This window comes from Comamonas koreensis, assembly GCF_021026195.1.
Lineage (GTDB): Bacteria > Pseudomonadota > Gammaproteobacteria > Burkholderiales > Burkholderiaceae_C > Comamonas > Comamonas koreensis.
Genome location: NZ_JAJNCT010000036.1, coordinates 1 through 17,255, shown reverse-complemented (window position 1 = coordinate 17,255; position 17,255 = coordinate 1). Strand labels below are relative to the sequence as shown.

The following is a 17,255-nucleotide window of genomic DNA, read 5'->3' as shown; positions in this document are numbered from 1 at the left end:
GCACCAACCATGACCGATACCACTGCCCGCCCCGAACTGCCCGACCACCTGTCCATCGACCCCAAGAGCCCGCACTTTGTGCGCGAGGTTTTTGACCACGATATCGGCATCCGCTTCAACGGCACCGAGCGCGTGGATGTCGAGGAATACTGCGTGAGCGAAGGCTGGGTCAAGGTGCCCGCCGGCAAGACCGTGGACCGCAAGGGCAAGCCTTTGCTGATCAAGCTCAAGGGCAAGGTCGAGGCCTATTACAAGGACTGAGTCCTGGCCTGACACCTCCGCCGCGCTGCGCTGAAGCGGCCCGTAAAACGAAAACCCGATCCAGGCTCGCCTTGAATGGCCAGCATGGCTCGGGTTTTTTGCCTGCGGCGGCCGGTGCCGCACGCGCCTCAGCGCTTCAGAGGCATGCAATCAGGCCAGCGCCTCGGCCGGGCCAAAGAACTCATAGCGCACCTGGGCATCGGGCACGCCGAGCTTGCGCAGCGAGGCCTTGACCGAGCGCATAAAGGGCTTGGGGCCGAGAAAGTAGACATCGGCATCGCGCGATGCGGGCAGCCACTGGCCCAGCAGGTCCTCGGTCAGATGGCCCTGGGCAGCGACCGCTTCGCCCTCGGCCACTTCGTCATACACATAGCGCGGCTGCAGCTGGCTGTGCGCCTGCGCCAGCGCATCGATCTGCGGGCGGAAGGCATGCACCGCACGGCCCCGGGCGCAGTGGATGAAGGTGATGGGGCGGTCGGTCTGCAGCGCGGCTTCGAGCATCGGCAAGGTAGGGGTGATGCCCACACCGCCGCTGATCAGCACCAGCGGGCGCTCGCCCGCCTGCAAGGTGAAATGGCCGGCCGGTGCAAACAGCTCCAGGGTGTCACCCACTGGCAGGTCATGCAGGTAGTTGGAGACCTTGCCACCGGGCTCGCGCTTGACACTGATGCGGTAGCTGCGGCCATTGCTGGGGGCCGACAGCGAATAGTTGCGGCGCTGCTCGGTGCCTCCCACGATGGCGCGCAGGCCGATGTACTGGCCCGGCTGGTGGGCGATCACGGCCTTGCCGTCCACCGGCTCCAGGTAGAAGGAGCTGATCTCGGCGCTCTCGGCCACCTTCTGCACCAGCTTGAAGCTGCGCGCACCGCGCCAGCCGCCTTCGGCCTGGGCGATGTCGTCATAGGCCTTGGCCTCGGCAGCGATCAGGATGTCGGCCAGCTGGGTGTAGGCAGCGGCCCAGGCGTCGATCACCGCATCGGTGGCAATCTCGGCGCCCAGCACCTCGCGGATCGCGCGCAGCAGGCAGCTGCCCACGATCTGGTACTGGTCGGGCTGCACCTGCAGCGCCACATGCTTGTTGATGATCTGCGCGGGCAGGTCGCCCAGGTTCTCCAGCTTGTCGATGTGCTTGGCATACATCAGCACGCTATGGGCCAGTGCGCGGGGCTGGGCGCCGCTTTGCTGGTGGGCCTGGTTGAACAGCGGGCGCACCTCGGGGTACTCGCTCAGCATCATTTGGTAGAAGTGCGTGGTCAGCGCCTCACCGCCGGTCTCCAGCAGAGGGACGGTGGCCTGGATGATCTGTTTTTGGCTATCGCTCAGCATCTAACTCTCCTTGCATGTGGTTGGTCTTGACAATGCATGCATCGTGCCAACACCTGGTTTGTGGAATATCAATACCTTGCACAATGCATGCAGTCATACTGACTACGGTTAAATGCTGTGTTTTTGACACCCCGAGTCGTTTTGACATCCTCCACAATCCTCCACGCGGTGATTCCGCTGGTCGCCGATCTGGCCCAGGAACTGCCCGAGCGCGAGCGCCTGCGCCGCCTGCTTGCCGCGTTGCGCACCCTGCTGCCCGCCGATGCCGTGGCGCTGCTGCGCCTCAACGGCGAATGGCTGGAGCCGGTGGCCATCGATGGCCTGGTGCCCGATACCCTGGGCCGGCGCTTCAAGGTGGCCGAGCACCCGCGCCTGGCCCAGCTGCTGGCCGCCGGCCAGGCCATGCGCTTTGCGCCCGACAGCCTCCTGCCCGACCCCTATGACGGCCTGATCACCACCCCGGGCGAGCTGCATGTGCATGACTGCATGGGCTGCGTGCTGCAGACCGGCGGCCTGGCCTGGGGCCTGTTGACCCTGGATGCGCTGGAGCCCGACCGCTTTGCCGATGACAATGCGCTCGAGCTGCTGCAGGCCTTCAGCAACCTAGCCGCCGCCACCGTGGCCACGGCCGAGCGGGTGCAGCAGCTGTCCCAGGCCGCGCGCAGCGCCAGCGCGCCGGCACCGCGCAGCCCGGGCGCAGATCGCAGCCGCCAGATCCTGGGTACCAGCCCTGCGATCCGCCAGCTGCAAAGCAGCATTGCGCTGGTCGCCGCCAGCGACCTCTGCGTGCTGATCACTGGCGAGACCGGCACCGGCAAGGAGCTGGTCGCCCAGGCGGTGCATGCGCAGTCGCCACGCGCAGCGCAACCGCTGGTCAGCATCAACTGCGCCGCGCTGCCCGACAACCTGGTCGAGAGCGAGCTGTTCGGCCATGTGCGCGGCGCCTTCACCGGCGCGTTGAGCGAGCGGCGCGGCAAGTTTGAACAGGCGCAGCACGGAACCCTGTTCCTCGACGAGGTGGGCGAGCTGTCGCTGTCGGTGCAGGCCAAGCTGCTGCGCGTGCTGCAAAGCGGCCAGCTGCAGCGCCTGGGCTCGGACCGCGAGCACCAGGTCGATGTGCGCGTGATCGCCGCCACCAACCGCGACCTGGCCGCCGAGGTGCAGGCCGGCCGCATGCGCGCCGATTTCTACCACCGCCTCTGCGTCTACCCGGTCGTGGTGCCACCGCTGCGTGCGCGGGACAGCGACACCCTGGTGCTGGCCGGCTGCTTTCTCGAAGAGAACCGCGCCCGCCTGCAACTGGGCGGCCTGCGCTTGGATGCCGCCGCCCAGGCCGCCCTGCTGCGCTACCCCTGGCCCGGCAATGTGCGTGAGCTGGAGCACTGCATCAGCCGCGCCGTGCTCAAAGCGCTGAGCCGCACGCTGGGCCAGCGCAAGGACAGCAGCAAACCGCGCATGCTGAGCATTGGCGAGGAAGACCTGTGGGACGGCGCCGCCGCCGCACCCTTGCCGCCAGGCCAGCAGGCAACGGGCCTTATCGCGCCCGGGCCCGTTGCCGACGTGGCCGAAGGGCCAGCCGCCAGCGCCGGGGCCTTGGGCCTGCGCGCCCAGGTGGAGCGCTACGAGCGCCAGCTGCTCAGCGCCAGCCTGGCCCGCCACCACGGCAACTGGGCCGCAGCCGCGCGCGAGCTGCAGCTGGACCGCGCCAACCTGCAGCGGCTGGCCAAGCGCCTGGGGGTGGAACGCTGATCGGCGAACGAACCCAGCGCCCTAAAAACAAAATAGCCTCCGCGCCAGCAAGACGCGGAGGCTTTTCAGCTTGTAGAGAAGCAGGTTTTACTGGCCCTTGATGCCCAGCAGTTCCACTTCAAAGTTCAGCGTGGCATTGGGCGGGATCACGCCGCCAGCGCCACGGGCGCCATAGGCGATCGAGGCCGGGCAGGTCAGCTTGGCCTTGCCACCCACCTTCATCAGCTGCACGCCTTCGGTCCAGCAGGGGATCACGCCTTGCAGTGGGAACTCGATCGGCTCACCGCGCTTGTAGGAGCTGTCGAACTCCTTGCCGCTGTCAGGGAAGGTGCCCTTGTAGTGCACCTTGACGGTGTCGCTCGCCTTGGGGCTGGCGCCGGTGCCGTCCTTGATGCTTTCAAACACCAGGCCGCTCTTGGTCGTCACAGGCTTGCTCTGTGCCTGGGCCAAGCCGGCGGTCAGGGCGATGGCAGCGAACAGGGCGCTGGCAGTCAATGCTTTCATTGCGAAATCCAATCCAATGTTTTTCAAACAAAACCCGCATTCTGCACTTGGTTGGCAGGTGCAGAACGCGTTAAGAACACAAGTTAACCCTTGATACCCAAACCATCGAGCGCCTGGCGCAAATGGCCCACGGTGCGCTCGACGTTGTGCCATTTATCGAGGCCAAACAGGCCGATGCGGAAGGTCTTGAACTCCGGCCCCTCGTCGCACATCAGTGGCACGCCGGCAGCGGTCTGCAGGCCCACGCTGGCAAATTTCTTGCTGTTCTGGATCTCCGGATCGGTGGTGAAGCTGACGACCACGCCGGGCGCCTCAAAACCTGGGGCCGCCACGCTGGGAAAGCCCCGCGCCTTGAGCAGTGCGCGCACCTCTTTGCCCAGCTGGGTCTGCTCCTCGCGCAGCTTGTCCAGCCCATAGGCCTCGGCCTCCTGCATCACCTTGCTCAGCTGCACCAGCGAATCGGTGGGCATGGTCGCGTGGTAGGCGTGCTGGCCCTTTTCGTAGCCTTCGGCAATCTGCATCCACTTCTTCAGGTCGCAAGAGAAGCTGCTGCTCTTGGTGTCTTCGATGGCCTTGCGGGCGCGCTCGGACAACATCACCATGGCGCAGCAAGGCGGGCCGCTCCAGCCCTTTTGCGGCGCGGTAATCAGCACATCGACACCGGTCTTTTGCATGTCCACCCAGATGGCGCCGCTGGCCACGCAGTCGAGCACCATCAGCGCGCCAACCTCATGCGCAGCGGCGCTGATGGTCTGGATGTAGCCGTCGGGCAGCACAATGCCGCTGGCCGTCTCGACGTGCGGGGCAAACACCACCTGGGGCTTTTCCTTACGGATGGCAGCGGCCACTTCTTCGGCCGGGCAAGGTGCCCAGGCATCCTGCGGGCCGCTGCCTTGGGGGCGGGCCTTGCAGATCACTGCGCTGCCGCCCAGGCCGCCTTCTTCAAAAATCTGCGTCCAGCGGTAGCTGAACCAGCCATTGCGCACGATCAGCACCTTGGCGCGGTTGGCAAACTGGCGCGCCACGGCCTCCATGCCAAAGGTGCCACTGCCCGGCACTATCACGGCCGTGTGCGCGTGGTAGGTGGTCTTGAGGATGCGCAGCACCTCGCCCATCACACCGATGAAGCGGTGCGACATGTGGTTGAGCGCGCGGTCGGTGTAGACCACCGAAAACTCCAACAGGCCATCGGGGTCAACGTCGGGTAGCAATCCTGGCATGGGGTCTCCTGTCTTTTAGAGGGGGTACACAGAACAATCGGGGGCCAGCTTAGCACGCAGCACCATGCGCTGCAGCCGGGCTGGCGGGTGGGCAGATGGCGCCATTCAATGGGCGCTGCCGTAGTCGCGCTGGCCGAAGATGCCGCTGCCCACGCGCACCATCGTCGATCCGGCCTGCACGGCGGCCTGCAGGTCGGCCGTCATGCCCAGGGAGATGGTGTCCCACTGCGCCAGCTGCGGCAGGCCCAGCGCGGCGATGTCATCGAACACGGCCTTGACCCGCTGGTGCACGGCCAACTGGGCGGCAAAATCGGCCACCACATCGGGGATGCTCATCACGCCGCGCAGCTGCAGCTGGGGCAACTGGGCCACCTGCTGCACCAGCGCCGCCACGTCGCCCGGGGCGACGCCGGACTTGGTGATACCGCCATCGACATTGACCTGGATGCAGATCTGCAGCGGCGCCAGCTGTGCGGGCCGCTGGGCGGACAGGCGCTCGGCCGTCTTGAGCCGGTCCACCGTATGCACCCAGTCAAAGTGCTCGGCCACCAGGCGCGTCTTGTTGCTCTGGATCGGGCCGATGCAGTGCCACACCAGGCCCTGGTCCTTCCAGGCGTGCTGCTCGGCAAAGTAGCGGATCTTCTCGACCGCTTCCTGGATGTAGTTCTCACCAAACGCGCGCTGGCCGGCTTGGGCCGCCTCGGCAATGGCATCAACGCCAAAGGTCTTGGAGACGGCCAGCAGCTGCACGCTGCCCTCGGGCCGGCCGCTGGCACGACAGGCGTTGTCGATTTGCAGGCGAACCTGCTGAATTTTTTCGGGAATCGTGCTCATAATGTAAAAATATGCACGGCCTTGGAACGTGTGAACAACGCGGCCTTGCACTCAAAGCGTACCAAAACAACGAGGGAACTGCAGTGGATATCACCCAATTGCTGGCATTCAGTGTCAAAAATAAAGCGTCGGACTTGCACTTGTCTGCAGGCCTGCCGCCGATGATCCGGGTCCACGGCGATGTGCGCCGCATCAATGTCGATCCGCTGGACCACAAGCAGGTCCACGCGATGGTCTACGACATCATGAGCGACGCCCAGCGCAAGCAGTACGAAGAATTCCTCGAAGTCGACTTTTCGTTCGAGATCGAGGGCCTGGCGCGTTTCCGGGTCAATGCCTTCAACCAGAACCGCGGCTCGGGCGCCGTGTTCCGGACCATTCCGAGCAAGATCCTGACCCTGGAGCAGCTCAATGCCCCCAAGATCTTTGCCGACCTGTCGCTCAAGCCGCGTGGCCTGGTGCTGGTGACCGGGCCCACCGGCTCGGGCAAGTCCACCACCTTGGCGGCCATGGTGAACTACCTCAACGAAAACGAGTACGGCCACATCCTGACGGTGGAAGACCCGATCGAATTCGTGCACGAATCCAAGAAATGCCTGATCAACCAGCGCGAAGTGGGCCCGCAGACGCTGTCGTTCAGCGCCGCACTGCGCTCGGCGCTGCGTGAAGACCCGGACGCCATTCTGGTGGGCGAAATGCGCGACCTGGAAACCATCCGCCTGGCAATGACGGCCGCAGAAACCGGCCACTTGGTGTTTGGCACCCTGCACACCTCCAGCGCCGCCAAGACCATTGACCGGATCATTGACGTTTTCCCCGCCGAAGAAAAGGAAATGGTCCGCGCCATGCTGTCCGAATCGCTGCAGGCCGTCATCTCCCAGACCTTGTGCAAGACCAAGGACGGCCAAGGCCGCGTGGCCGCGCACGAGATCATGCTCGGCACCCCCGCCATCCGCAACCTGATCCGCGAGGCCAAGGTGGCACAGATGTACTCCACCATCCAGACCAGCAACAGCATGGGCATGCAGACCCTGGACCAGAACCTGACCGACCTGGTGCGCCGCAATGTGATCAGCCCGGCCGAGGCGCGTGCCAAAGCCAAGACGCCTGAGAACTTCCCAGGTTAAAAGCGCTGACAAACAGCAACTGACAAACGGTTGCACGAAGGGCACCAGCGGTCATTGCCAGTACCGCTGGTGCCCTTTATGCTTTGCGGGATCAAAGGAGACCACGGGCCATGAACCGCTTGCATTCCGCATCCCCGGCAGACGAGCCCGTAGAGGCCGATACCGGCTTCTTCCTCCATGGCTTCCAGCAGGCCAGCACGTCGGAAGCCCCCTATGTGCTCTGGAGCCAACGCCGCAAGGCCATCCATGCCCAGCTGCTGGCACCGGCCGACCCGGCCACCGCGCTGCGCATGGTCTGGGCCCAGGATGCCGCGCTATCCCTGCTGCAATCCCCCTTTATCGAACAGATGGTGCAGTACCTGGAGTTCTACCAGGTGCCCGCCGGGCAAACACTGATCCAGCAAGGCGAACTGGGCGATTACCTGTTGATCGTGCTGAGCGGCCAGGTCCGCGTGGACCGGCTTTTGGCCACCGGCCAGACTGTCCATCTGGCCGACATCCACCCCGGCGAAGTGCTGGGCGAGATGTCTCTGTTTGACAGCAGTCCCCGTTTTTCTTCGTGTACCACTACCACCGACTGTGCACTGGCTGTGCTGAAGGCCGATACACTGGATGCCATGATGGAGTTGGACGCGTCCACGGCCGCCTATTTGCTGGCCTTGTTCACGCGCAAACTCTCCACGCGGCTGCGGCAGACCAGCGCCCGGATTGAGCCCTGAGCCTTTCAGGGCGGCCGTTCCCGGGCGCTTCTGTTGCATAAGCAACAATAACGGAGCGAGAGAGGATTGTCATGGAACGGGATCAGGCCAGTAAGTTCATCAACGACCTGTTGAAGCTGATGGTGCAGCGCAATGGCAGCGATTTGTTCATTACCGCTGACTTTCCGCCAGCCATCAAGATCGATGGCAAGGTCACCAAGGTCTCCAGCCAGCCGCTGTCGCCCACCCACTCGCTGACCCTGGCCCGCTCGATCATGAGCGACAAGCAGGTGGCTGAGTTCGAAAAGACCAAGGAATGCAATTTCGCCATCTCGCCCTCGGGCATCGGGCGTTTCCGGGTCAATGCCTTCATGCAGCAAGGCAATGTCGGTCTGGTGCTGCGGACCATTCCACTGACCCTGCCAACGATTGACGGACTGGGCGTGCCCCAGGTGCTCAAGGACCTGGCCATGGCCAAGCGTGGCCTGTGCATCATGGTCGGCGCCACCGGCTCGGGCAAGTCCACCACCTTGGCGGCCATGGTCGATTGGCGCAACGAAAACTCTTACGGCCACATCATCACCGTCGAAGACCCGGTGGAGTTTGTCCACCCCCACAAGAACTGCATCGTGACCCAGCGCGAAGTGGGCCTGGACACCGACAACTGGGAAGCGGCGCTGAAAAACACCTTGCGCCAGGCCCCTGACGTCATCCTGATGGGCGAAATCCGCGACCGCGAAACCATGGAACACGCGGTGGCCTTTGCCGAAACCGGCCACTTGTGCCTGGCCACCCTGCACGCCAACAGCGCCAACCAGGCGCTGGACCGCATCATCAACTTCTTCCCCGAAGAGCGCCGCGCGCAGCTGCTGATGGACCTGTCACTGAACCTGCGCGGCCTGGTGTCGCAGCGCCTGCTGAGCAAGCAGGACAGCAAGGGCCGCGTTGCGGCGGTCGAGGTGATGCTCAACTCGCCACTGATCTCGGACCTGATCTTCAAGGGCGAGGTCAACGAGATCAAGGAGATCATGAAGAAAAGCCGCAATCTGGGCATGCAGACCTTCGACCAGGCGCTGTTTGACCTGTACGAGGCCAACCTGATCACCTACGAAGACGCGCTGCGCAACGCCGACTCGGTCAACGACCTGCGCCTGCAGATCAAGCTGGGCAGCCAGCGCGCCAAGCGCAGTGATCTGGCCGAGGGCACGGAGCACCTGACAATCGTTTAAGCTGTCAGCGTTTTGGGTTTTCAGCGACACGGCACCCAGGCCCGCCTTGGGTGCCGCTCTTTTTGGAGTCACCGCAATGGCATCGAGTATTCAAGCACGCAGCTATGACAGCACCCCTTCCCTGAACGTCGCCTTTTTGGGCCTGGGCGTCATGGGCTACCCCATGGCGGGCCACCTGGCCCAGGCAGGCCATGCGGTCACCGTCTACAACCGCACGGCGCAAAAGGCGCAAGCCTGGTGCGACGAGTTTGCCAGCGCCAAGGCGCCCCGCCATGCCGCCACGCCGCGCGAGGCGGTCGCCAATGCGGACATCGTATTCTGCTGCGTGGGCAATGACGACGACCTGCGCTCGGTCGTGCTGGGTGCCGATGGCGCGCTGGCCGGCATGAAGCCCGGCGCCATCTTTGTCGACCACACTACCGCCTCGGCCAATGTGGCCCGCGAGCTCTATGCCGCCGCCCAGGCCCAAGGCCTGCACTTCATCGATGCGCCCGTCTCCGGTGGCCAGGCCGGTGCAGTCAACGGCCAGCTCACCGTCATGTGTGGTGGCGATGAGGCCGTGTTCAACACCGTCAAGCCGGTGGCCATGGCGTTCTCGCGCGCCTTCACCCTGCTGGGCAGCAGCGGCGCGGGCCAGCTGGCCAAGATGGTCAACCAGATTTGCATCGCCGGTGTCGTGCAGGGCCTGTCCGAGGCCATCGCCTTCGGCATGAACGCCGGCCTGGACATGCCCCAGGTGCTGGATGTGGTGAGCAAGGGCGCCGCGCAAAGCTGGCAGATGGAAAACCGGGGCAAGACCATGGTCGAGGGCAAGTTCGACTTCGGTTTTGCCGTGGACTGGATGCGCAAGGACCTGGGCCTGGTGCTGGACGAGGCCAAGCGCAATGGCTCACGCCTGCCGCTGACTGCGCTGGTGGACCAGTTCTATGCCGATGTGCAGCAGTCGGGTGGCAACCGCTGGGATACCTCCAGCCTGATCACCCGCCTGGGCAAGAAGGCCTGATCGCTTTCCCCGAACGCAAAAAAGGCCGCGGATGCGGCCTTTTTGTTGCGTGCTGAGCAGGCTCAGGGCTTGGTCGTGAACCCATCGTTGAGCGGCTGCACAGGCGTGGTGCTGACCGGCGAGGTCGTCACGCCGGTAGACACGGGAGCTGCCGCAGGCGCTGCTGGTGCGGCCGCTGGTGCGGGCACGACGGTCGCTGCCGGGGTGCTGATGGCCGATGCGCTGCTGTCGTTGACCACCGGCGCGGCATTGCCGGTGCTGCGGTTGTTGCTCAGGGACTTGAGCTCGTCTTCACTGATGATCTCGAAAACGCGCACGACCTTTTGCACATTGGCCACGCCCCGGGCGATTTCAGCGGCGCGCTTGGATTCGCGCTCGGTCACACGGCCCATCAGGTAGACCACATTGCGCTCGGTCAGCACCTTGATGGCGCTGGAGCTGAGGTCCTTGGCATCGATGATGCTCGCGCGCACCTTGCCGGTGATCAGGGTATCGCTGGAGCGCTGCGACAGGCTGGAGTTGAACATCACCGCCACATCGTTGACGACGGAGCGCACGTTCTGCGCAGCCTTGGCGGCCTCTTCGGCCTTTTGCTTGAAGGCCTCGTTCGGCGCTTCCCCGGTCAGCAGCACCTGGCGGTTGTAGCTGGTGACATTGATATGGCCATCATTGCCGGCACGTTCGCGGATGGCGCTGGCCACGCGCAGCTCTATGCTTTCGTCCTCCACCTGGATGCCAGCGGTGCGGCGGTCGATTGCCATCACCGTGCCACCGACGGCGGCGCCGCCGATCACCAGCGGAATGCAACCCGAGACGGTCGCAGCGACCGTTCCAGCCGCCACCAGACTCAGGGTCAGTCGCTTCCAAGACACAGGCATCATTCCTCTTCTCCTAACAATTGGGTATCGATTCCGTCAACGAGGCAGTGCAGCACCAGCTGGTGCACCTCGCGCACGCGGGTGCTGCGGTCATGGGGCACGCGCATTAACACATCGGTTTCGCTCAAGGCATTGGCCAGCAGGCCGCCGGTGCGGCCGGTCAGCACCACGGCCGACATGTCGCGCTCATGCGCTGCGTCGATCGCGCCGAGCAGCGCACGGTCATGGCCATCGGCACTTATGACCAGCAATAGATCGCCAGGCTGGCCCAAAGTTCGCACCTGGCGCGCCAGGCCTTGGGACAGGGCTTCGGCCGTCAGGCTGCTGCCCAGCTGGGCCTGCGCCAGCGCGCCGTTGTCCAGTACCAGGGCGGCCAGCTCGGGGCGCTCGCGCTCCATGCCGCTGACGCACATGGCGGCAAACTGCGCTGCCTGCGCCCAGGACAGGCCATTGCCGCAGCACATCACCTTGTTGCCGCTGGTCACACAGGCGAGCAGCGCGTAGACCGCGCTGGCGACGCTTTCGCTCATCTCCTGTGACACCTGGTAGTGGAGATCGGCGCTATCGATAAAGTGCTGTTGGATGTGTTGCTCAAGCATGGAGGCCCGATGATAACCTTGGCAGGTTTCCCCCTCGGGTCGGGATGACGACTTTTCTCAGCGCCCAAGGCCATCTATAGTCCAGCAACGGCGCGGTTCAGGACCCTTTGCAAGACCCTCGCCGAATGGGATGGACGCGGAACGGGATGAGACGCGAGGCGTCTTTTGCAGTTAATAGCGGGCTATGTTGCAGAGGGCTCTTATCCCCCGTCGGGCACATCAAAAGCCGCCCGCAGCCAGACGATCTCCTGCTCGACCAGCACCGCATCAAAACGGCAGGCCGGCTGCTGGCGCAGACTGGCCAGGTAGTGCCTGGCGGCCAGGATGATGCGCCGCTGCTTGGTGCTGCCGATGCTGCCACCCGCACCGCCAAAGCCGCTGTGCTGGCGCTGGCGCACCTCGACAAACACGACGGTGCCATCGCGCTCCTGCATCACCAGATCGATCTCGCCGCCGCCGCGCCCGGGTGTGCGGTAATTGCGCGCCAGCAGGCGCAGGCCCTGTTGTTGGAGATAATGGAGCGCGGCATCTTCTGCCTGCTGGCCCCGCAGCTTGCTGTTGTCGGCCCCTTCGCTGGCAGCCCTGGGCGATGCAGCAGGCGGGCTTTGGCCTCGCCATTTTTCAAGGATCTTCCACGGTGTCTGCATCTTTCACCTCCGCTTTGCAAGCAGCCCAGGCTGCAGCCGGCACCCAGCACTACCCCGCCTCCACCTTGTATGTGGTGGCCACCCCGATCGGCAACCTGGCCGACATCACCCTGCGCGCACTGCATGTGCTGGAGCTGGCCGATGCCGTGGCCTGCGAGGACACCCGCCACACCCACAGCATGCTACGTGCCTACGGGGTTGGCAAGTCGGGCGGCCAGCTGATTGCGGTACACCAACACAACGAGGCCGAGGCGGCCGAGCAGGTCATCAACCGCCTGCAGCAAGGCCAGCGCATTGCCTACGTGAGCGATGCCGGCACGCCCGGGGTGAGCGACCCGGGCGCACGCCTGGCAGCGGCCGTGGCGCGTGCAGGCCTGCGCGTCAGCCCGCTGCCCGGCGCCAGCAGCGTGACCGCGCTGGTCAGTGCCGCCGGTGCGGTGGCCGGCGAAGGCGCCAGCAGCGGCTTTGCTTTCATCGGCTTTTTGCCGACCAAGGCGCAAGAGCGCCAGCAGGCCGTGGCCCAACTGGCGCAAGATCCGCGCACCCTGGTATTGCTGGAAGCACCGCACCGCATTGCCGACCTGGCCCAGGCGCTGGCCGTGCTGCAAGACCGGCCCGTGACCTTGGGCCGTGAGCTGACCAAGCAGTTTGAAGACATTGCCACCATGCCTGCGGCTGATGTACCCGCCTGGCTGGCCGCCGACCCGCACCGCAGCAAGGGCGAGTTTGCGCTGCTGCTGCACCCGCAGGCGGTGCAGACCGATAGCCTGGCCGATGCGCACCGCGTGCTGGCGCTGCTGCTGGCCGAGCTGCCGACCAAGACCGCCGTCAAACTGGCCGCTGACATTAGCGGCGCGCCGCGCAATGCGCTGTATGACACGGCCCTGGCCTGGAAGCGCGATGCCGAGCAAGCCGGCGACTGATCGCCGTTGGGGCGTTGGGGCTTAAAGCGCCTGCCCGTGCACCAGGCCCGCCGCCACACCACCAAACAGATCGCCCTCGACCTGGGGCGTATCCGGAAAAGCCTGGGCCAGCGCCGCGCGCAGCGGCTGCAAGGCCGATGAACCACCCGTCAGGTAGATCGCATCGATCTGCCCTTGCTGCAGGCCGGCGGCCTGCACACAGTTCAGCGCGCACTGCGCCACCTGGGCCAGCAAGGCCTGCAGGCATTGCTGCAGATCGGCGGGCCAGACCTCGGGGCTGAGGCCCGGCTCCAGCCAATCAACCTCCAGCTTTTGCACGCTTTGCTGGTTGGACAGACCGATCTTGGTCTCCTCAACCGCATTGGCCAGGCGGTGGCCCCAGTGCTCCTGCAGCAGGCACACCAGCCGGTCATGCAAGACCGTGTCGCTGTAGCTGCTGCGCAGCGCCTGCACCTCGCGCTGGCGCTGCGGGCTGTACAGCCACTGGATCAGGTGCCAGGTCGACAAGTCATGGAACACCGCGCTGGGCACCTCGCGCCCGCTGGGCCCCACATGCTGCAGGCCCAACAGCGGCATGGCCGCCATCAGGCTGAGGCGCCGGTCAAAGTCGGTACCGCCAATGTGCACGCCGGTGGTAGCCAGAATGTCGCCGCTGCGTTCGGGCTTGTTGCGGCGCTCGGGGCCCAGGCGCACCACGGTGAAGTCCGAGGTACCGCCGCCAATGTCGACCACCAGCACCAGCGCTTCATTCGCAATGCGCTGCTCATAGTCCAGCGCCGCGGCAATCGGCTCCAGCTGAAAACGCACATCCTTGAAACCCGCTGCCTGCGCCGCCAGCTGCAGCGCGGTTTGCGCGGCCTGGTCGCGCCCGGCGTCCTCGTCGACAAAATGCACGGGCCGGCCCATAACCACGGTGGTGGGCAGATGGCCAATCTGGCGCTCGGCCGTGGCGGCCAGCTGCTGCACAAACAGCGCGACGATGTCCTGGTAGGCCACCATCTTGCCGTGTACCACCGTTTTCTCCTGCATCAGCGCGCTGCCCAGCAGGCTTTTGAGCGAGCGCATCAGCCGGCCTTCGGTGCCTTCCAGATAGCGTGAGACGGCATCGCGCCCGTAGTGGGTGCTGTGGTCCTCGGTGTTGAAAAACACAGCCGTTGGCATCGCTTGCGAGGCGCCCTCGGCCTGCAACAGCGTGGAAGGCCCGGGCGCAGCCAGGTCGGCCTTGAACGCCATGGCGGAATTGGAAGTGCCGAAATCAATGCCCAGGATGGCGGGTGCAGATGACATAAAGACCAGGTCCGACGGGAGAATCGGACGAAAAAAGCAAGGCATGCAGACTGCGCAGAATGCAGGCAAGGTGCCGGTAAAAAAGGGAAAAGCCTCTGTCCCCTTTGCGGGAACAGAGGCCCAAATGCGACTGGCCTGACACGGAGTCGGCTGACCCAGGCGTGCGCTGCAACCACCGGTACACCGGGTTTGCGCGCCGCGACGGGAAAATTATAGGGCAAGCGCATGCGGCGACCAGGGGCAAACCATAGACACCAGAAATAGCCCCATACAAAGCCCATTTGTGTGCTGCTATGCTCGGCGCTCCCTGCAGCACTGCCCCTGCCCACCATGCAAATCGTCCATACCATCGCCGAACTTCGACAAGCCCTGGCCGAGCGCGGCCGGCCCGCCTTTGTGCCCACCATGGGCAATCTGCATGCGGGCCATATCTCGCTGGTGCATGAGGCCAAACGCCATGGCGCGGTGACAGTGGCGAGCATCTTCGTCAACCGCCTGCAGTTCTTGCCCAGCGAAGACTTCGACAGCTATCCGCGCACCTGGGAGAACGACTGCGACCAGCTGCAGGCGGCTGGCTGCGACATCCTGTTTGCGCCGCGCGAGAAGGACCTCTACCCCGAGCCCCAGCTGTTCAAGGTGCAGCCCGACCCGGCCCTCGCCGACATTCTGGAAGGCGCGTTCCGCCCCGGCTTTTTCACCGGCGTCTGCACTGTCGTCATGAAGCTGTTCAGTTGCGTGTTTGCCACCACCGGCGGGGGTGCGGCCATCTTTGGCTGGAAGGACTACCAGCAGCTGATGGTCATCCGCCGCATGGTGGCGCAGTTTGCGCTGCCCATCGAGATCATCGGCTGCCCCACCGCACGCGCTGACGACGGCCTGGCACTGAGCTCGCGCAATGGCTACCTGAGCGCGGCCGAGCGCCAGCAGGCCATGGCCTTGTCACAAGCGCTGCAGGCACTGGCCGCCGCCGCCCGCAACACGCCGGGCGACCTGGCTGTGCTGGAAGCCCAGGCCATGCAGGCCCTGCGCGCCCAAGGCTGGGAGCCCGACTACCTGACCGTGCGCCAGCGCCACAACCTGCTGGCACCCGCTGCAGGCGATCTGGCCAGCGCACCCTTGGTGGTGCTGGGTGCGGCGCGGCTGGGCAGCACGCGCTTGATCGACAACCTGGAGTTCTGACGCAGCGCGGCCACCCGCTGGCCGCTGCGCAGGGGGAGAGGCGCATGCACCAGGCCCCATGCCTGCTCAGCGCCCTCCTGTGCCGTTGCCGCTCTGTATTTAATAGCACCTGAACGTCACACCAGGTGCTGTTCTCCGTTGCACCAGTGGATGACATTTGTTTGCCTGGGCGACGCCGTTCTGCCCAAAAAACAGACATATCAATTCATCAATCGACTGTACATTTTTATTCTAAGTCTCAATTCATAACAGCGGCTCTGCGCGCCCATCCGGCCTGCATCAGTTGCTCGTATGGGGATCATTACGCCCAAGTTATGATTCATATTGATACATATAAACAATAATTGTTACTATCGAAGATAGGCGTGCGCTTGCGCGCCTCGTGGACTCAACAGACCCAACAGACCCAACAGGCCCAACAGGCCCAACAGGCCCAACGGTAAGAGAAATGACCCATCCATTGACGTTTTTCCGGCTGCTGATCGCAGCCTTGCTCCTGTGTCTCGGCGCACAGCATGCCTTTGCGCAAAAGGTGCTGCTGCTGACCACCAATATCACTGACCCCAATCCAGAAAAACCTGACGCCGTCGACGCCTACCTGAATCTGCAAAACGAGTTTGCCAGCGCGCTGGCCAATCCCAGCGATCTCACCAAGTTGTCGGAGCTGGGCAATCCCAATGCCATCTCGCAGGCCACCTTCACCGCAGCATCGGGCTCGCCCTATGACATCGTGATTGTCGCGGCTACCTACAAGCCGATCGACCCCACCAACTGGGCAGTACTGCAAAGCGCCGTCGCCAACCGCTGGGCCAATTCCATCGTTTTCTTTATCGATGGTTGCTGTGAGGCGGAGAACGGCGGCAACGGCGGCAGACTAGTGGCTGCGCTCAATGGTGGCACGGGCTCTGCATTCGAGCTGGGCAGCCAGCTGAATGGGATTGCCTCCTTTCCGCTGAACACCAACTCTCCCTTCGCGACCTCCTTCAGTGCGCTGAACCCTTTCGCAGGCGGCTATATCACCTATATCAACAAGGTGCCTGCAAGCAATGCGCTGTACCTGGCCTCCGGTACCCCTCCAGCCAGTTTCCCGGCGCCAGGCGCCACGCCCACCAACAACGTATACGGCCTGCTGATTCCCACTGCCCAATCGAACGCCGGCAAGGGCGCCTGTGTTTTTGCCGTGGTGGACATCTCTCCTTTCATCGGCGACCCTTGGAACGCCAACAAAACCAAGGTGGCTCCTGCATTTCTGAATGCCGCCACCTCGGAGAATGGCGCCTGCGGCCTGCCCAAGATCAGCAAGAGCTTTGACAAGACCGATCTCTATCTGGGTGGCAGCGACAACACCGCAGCGCTCACGATCACGCTGTCCAACGGCACGCCCACCGACATCAGCAACGTCAACCTGACCGACAACCTGCCCGCACCGCTGGTGGTGGGCAACGGCACCGTGGGCAGCACCTGCACCGCCAACAGCCTCAGTGCGTCACCCGGCTCTAACGTCGTCAGCAACAGCGCCTTCACGATCCCGTCGGGCGGCTGCACCATCACCGTGCCGGTTGTCTGGCCCAACAGCGTTGCCGGCCGCCAGGCTTGCATCGATACCCCGTCAGTGACCAATACCATCACGCCGGGCACCGACTTTGTCTCGCCCACTGGCCAGGTCAATACGCCAGCTACAGCATCGCTCGCCTGCCATGCTGCACAGCTGAGTATCTCTAAACAAGTGGTCTGGCCTGCCAATATCACGCCCGTCGATCTGACCGGCACCAGCTTCCCGGTCTCGGTGGT

General features: G+C 64.3%; 16 protein-coding genes and 1 pseudogene. 9 read left to right on the top strand and 8 right to left on the bottom strand.

Annotation, left to right across the window (positions count from 1 at the left end):
- Nucleotides 1–9 precede the first annotated feature (9 nt).
- Nucleotides 10–261 (top strand): DUF3297 family protein, encoded by a 252-nt coding sequence (locus LPW39_RS23015; RefSeq protein ID WP_230781027.1) that lies wholly within the window; start codon nucleotides 10–12, stop codon nucleotides 259–261.
- A 150-nt stretch (nucleotides 262–411) separates the two neighbouring features.
- On the opposite strand, the gene hmpA is transcribed toward LPW39_RS23015, so the two are convergent.
- The gene (hmpA, locus tag LPW39_RS23010; protein WP_230781025.1) at nucleotides 412–1,587 is read right to left on the bottom strand and encodes an NO-inducible flavohemoprotein; all 1,176 of its coding nucleotides are present in this window, start codon (nucleotides 1,585–1,587) and stop codon (nucleotides 412–414) included.
- 141 nt (nucleotides 1,588–1,728) lie between these two features.
- On the opposite strand from hmpA, the gene norR reads away from it, so the two are divergent.
- Entirely contained in the window at nucleotides 1,729–3,336 is a 1,608-nt protein-coding gene (norR, locus tag LPW39_RS23005) for a nitric oxide reductase transcriptional regulator NorR (RefSeq protein ID WP_230781023.1), read from the top strand.
- A gap of 87 nt (nucleotides 3,337–3,423) precedes the next feature.
- On the opposite strand, the gene LPW39_RS23000 is transcribed toward norR, so the two are convergent.
- The 3 genes from LPW39_RS23000 to LPW39_RS22990 all read right to left on the bottom strand — a co-directional run bounded on the left by LPW39_RS23000 (nucleotide 3,424) and on the right by LPW39_RS22990 (nucleotide 5,894).
- Nucleotides 3,424–3,840 carry an FKBP-type peptidyl-prolyl cis-trans isomerase gene (locus tag LPW39_RS23000; RefSeq protein WP_230781020.1) on the bottom strand — a complete coding sequence of 139 codons (417 nt, stop codon included), beginning with the start codon at nucleotides 3,838–3,840 and terminating at the stop codon, nucleotides 3,424–3,426.
- Between the two features lie 83 nt (nucleotides 3,841–3,923).
- Complete coding sequence (locus tag LPW39_RS22995; RefSeq protein ID WP_230781019.1) at nucleotides 3,924–5,060, bottom strand: pyridoxal-phosphate-dependent aminotransferase family protein; 1,137 nt, start codon at nucleotides 5,058–5,060, stop codon at nucleotides 3,924–3,926.
- Nucleotides 5,061–5,165: 105 nt separating this feature from the next.
- Entirely contained in the window at nucleotides 5,166–5,894 is a 729-nt protein-coding gene (locus tag LPW39_RS22990; protein WP_230781017.1) for a YggS family pyridoxal phosphate-dependent enzyme, read from the bottom strand.
- Nucleotides 5,895–5,977: 83 nt separating this feature from the next.
- Between LPW39_RS22990 and LPW39_RS22985 the strand changes: the two genes are divergently transcribed.
- The 4 genes from LPW39_RS22985 to LPW39_RS22970 all read left to right on the top strand — a co-directional run bounded on the left by LPW39_RS22985 (nucleotide 5,978) and on the right by LPW39_RS22970 (nucleotide 9,951).
- Complete coding sequence (locus LPW39_RS22985) at nucleotides 5,978–7,021, top strand: type IV pilus twitching motility protein PilT (RefSeq protein WP_021027363.1); 1,044 nt, start codon at nucleotides 5,978–5,980, stop codon at nucleotides 7,019–7,021.
- Between the two features lie 110 nt (nucleotides 7,022–7,131).
- Nucleotides 7,132–7,740, top strand: a complete 609-nt coding sequence (locus LPW39_RS22980; protein ID WP_230781006.1) for a cyclic nucleotide-binding domain-containing protein — start codon at nucleotides 7,132–7,134, stop codon at nucleotides 7,738–7,740.
- A 71-nt stretch (nucleotides 7,741–7,811) separates the two neighbouring features.
- Nucleotides 7,812–8,948 carry a PilT/PilU family type 4a pilus ATPase gene (locus tag LPW39_RS22975; RefSeq protein WP_230781004.1) on the top strand — a complete coding sequence of 379 codons (1,137 nt, stop codon included), beginning with the start codon at nucleotides 7,812–7,814 and terminating at the stop codon, nucleotides 8,946–8,948.
- A 76-nt stretch (nucleotides 8,949–9,024) separates the two neighbouring features.
- Nucleotides 9,025–9,951: an NAD(P)-dependent oxidoreductase gene (locus tag LPW39_RS22970; RefSeq protein ID WP_230781002.1), complete on the top strand. Its 927-nt coding sequence runs from the start codon at nucleotides 9,025–9,027 to the stop codon at nucleotides 9,949–9,951.
- 218 nt (nucleotides 9,952–10,169) lie between these two features.
- Here LPW39_RS22970 and LPW39_RS22965 read toward each other — a convergent pair.
- The 3 genes and pseudogenes from LPW39_RS22965 to LPW39_RS22955 all read right to left on the bottom strand — a co-directional run.
- Nucleotides 10,170–10,829: pseudogene (locus LPW39_RS22965) on the bottom strand (BON domain-containing protein); the annotation flags it as partial.
- The gene (locus LPW39_RS22960) at nucleotides 10,829–11,428 is read right to left on the bottom strand and encodes an SIS domain-containing protein (RefSeq protein ID WP_230780998.1); all 600 of its coding nucleotides are present in this window, start codon (nucleotides 11,426–11,428) and stop codon (nucleotides 10,829–10,831) included. The pseudogene LPW39_RS22965 and the gene LPW39_RS22960, both read right to left, overlap by 1 nt.
- Before the next feature lie 200 nt (nucleotides 11,429–11,628).
- Entirely contained in the window at nucleotides 11,629–12,075 is a 447-nt protein-coding gene (locus LPW39_RS22955; protein WP_230780996.1) for a YraN family protein, read from the bottom strand.
- Here LPW39_RS22955 and rsmI point away from each other — a divergent pair.
- Nucleotides 12,066–12,998 (top strand): 16S rRNA (cytidine(1402)-2'-O)-methyltransferase, encoded by a 933-nt coding sequence (rsmI, locus tag LPW39_RS22950; RefSeq protein ID WP_230780995.1) that lies wholly within the window; start codon nucleotides 12,066–12,068, stop codon nucleotides 12,996–12,998. The two genes, LPW39_RS22955 and rsmI, sit on opposite strands and share 10 nt — an antisense overlap.
- A 21-nt stretch (nucleotides 12,999–13,019) precedes the next feature.
- Here the strand turns inward: rsmI and LPW39_RS22945 are convergent, their stop codons facing one another.
- Nucleotides 13,020–14,285, bottom strand: a complete 1,266-nt coding sequence (locus LPW39_RS22945; protein WP_230780993.1) for an Hsp70 family protein — start codon at nucleotides 14,283–14,285, stop codon at nucleotides 13,020–13,022.
- Between the two features lie 330 nt (nucleotides 14,286–14,615).
- On the opposite strand from LPW39_RS22945, the gene panC reads away from it, so the two are divergent.
- Together panC and LPW39_RS22935 are read left to right on the top strand one after the other, a co-directional pair.
- Nucleotides 14,616–15,464, top strand: coding sequence for a pantoate--beta-alanine ligase (panC, locus tag LPW39_RS22940; RefSeq protein ID WP_230780990.1), 849 nt, complete (start codon nucleotides 14,616–14,618; stop codon nucleotides 15,462–15,464).
- Nucleotides 15,465–15,912: 448 nt separating this feature from the next.
- Nucleotides 15,913–17,255 (top strand): DUF7933 domain-containing protein (locus LPW39_RS22935; protein ID WP_230780988.1); only part of this gene is annotated, 1,343 nt, incomplete at its 3' end.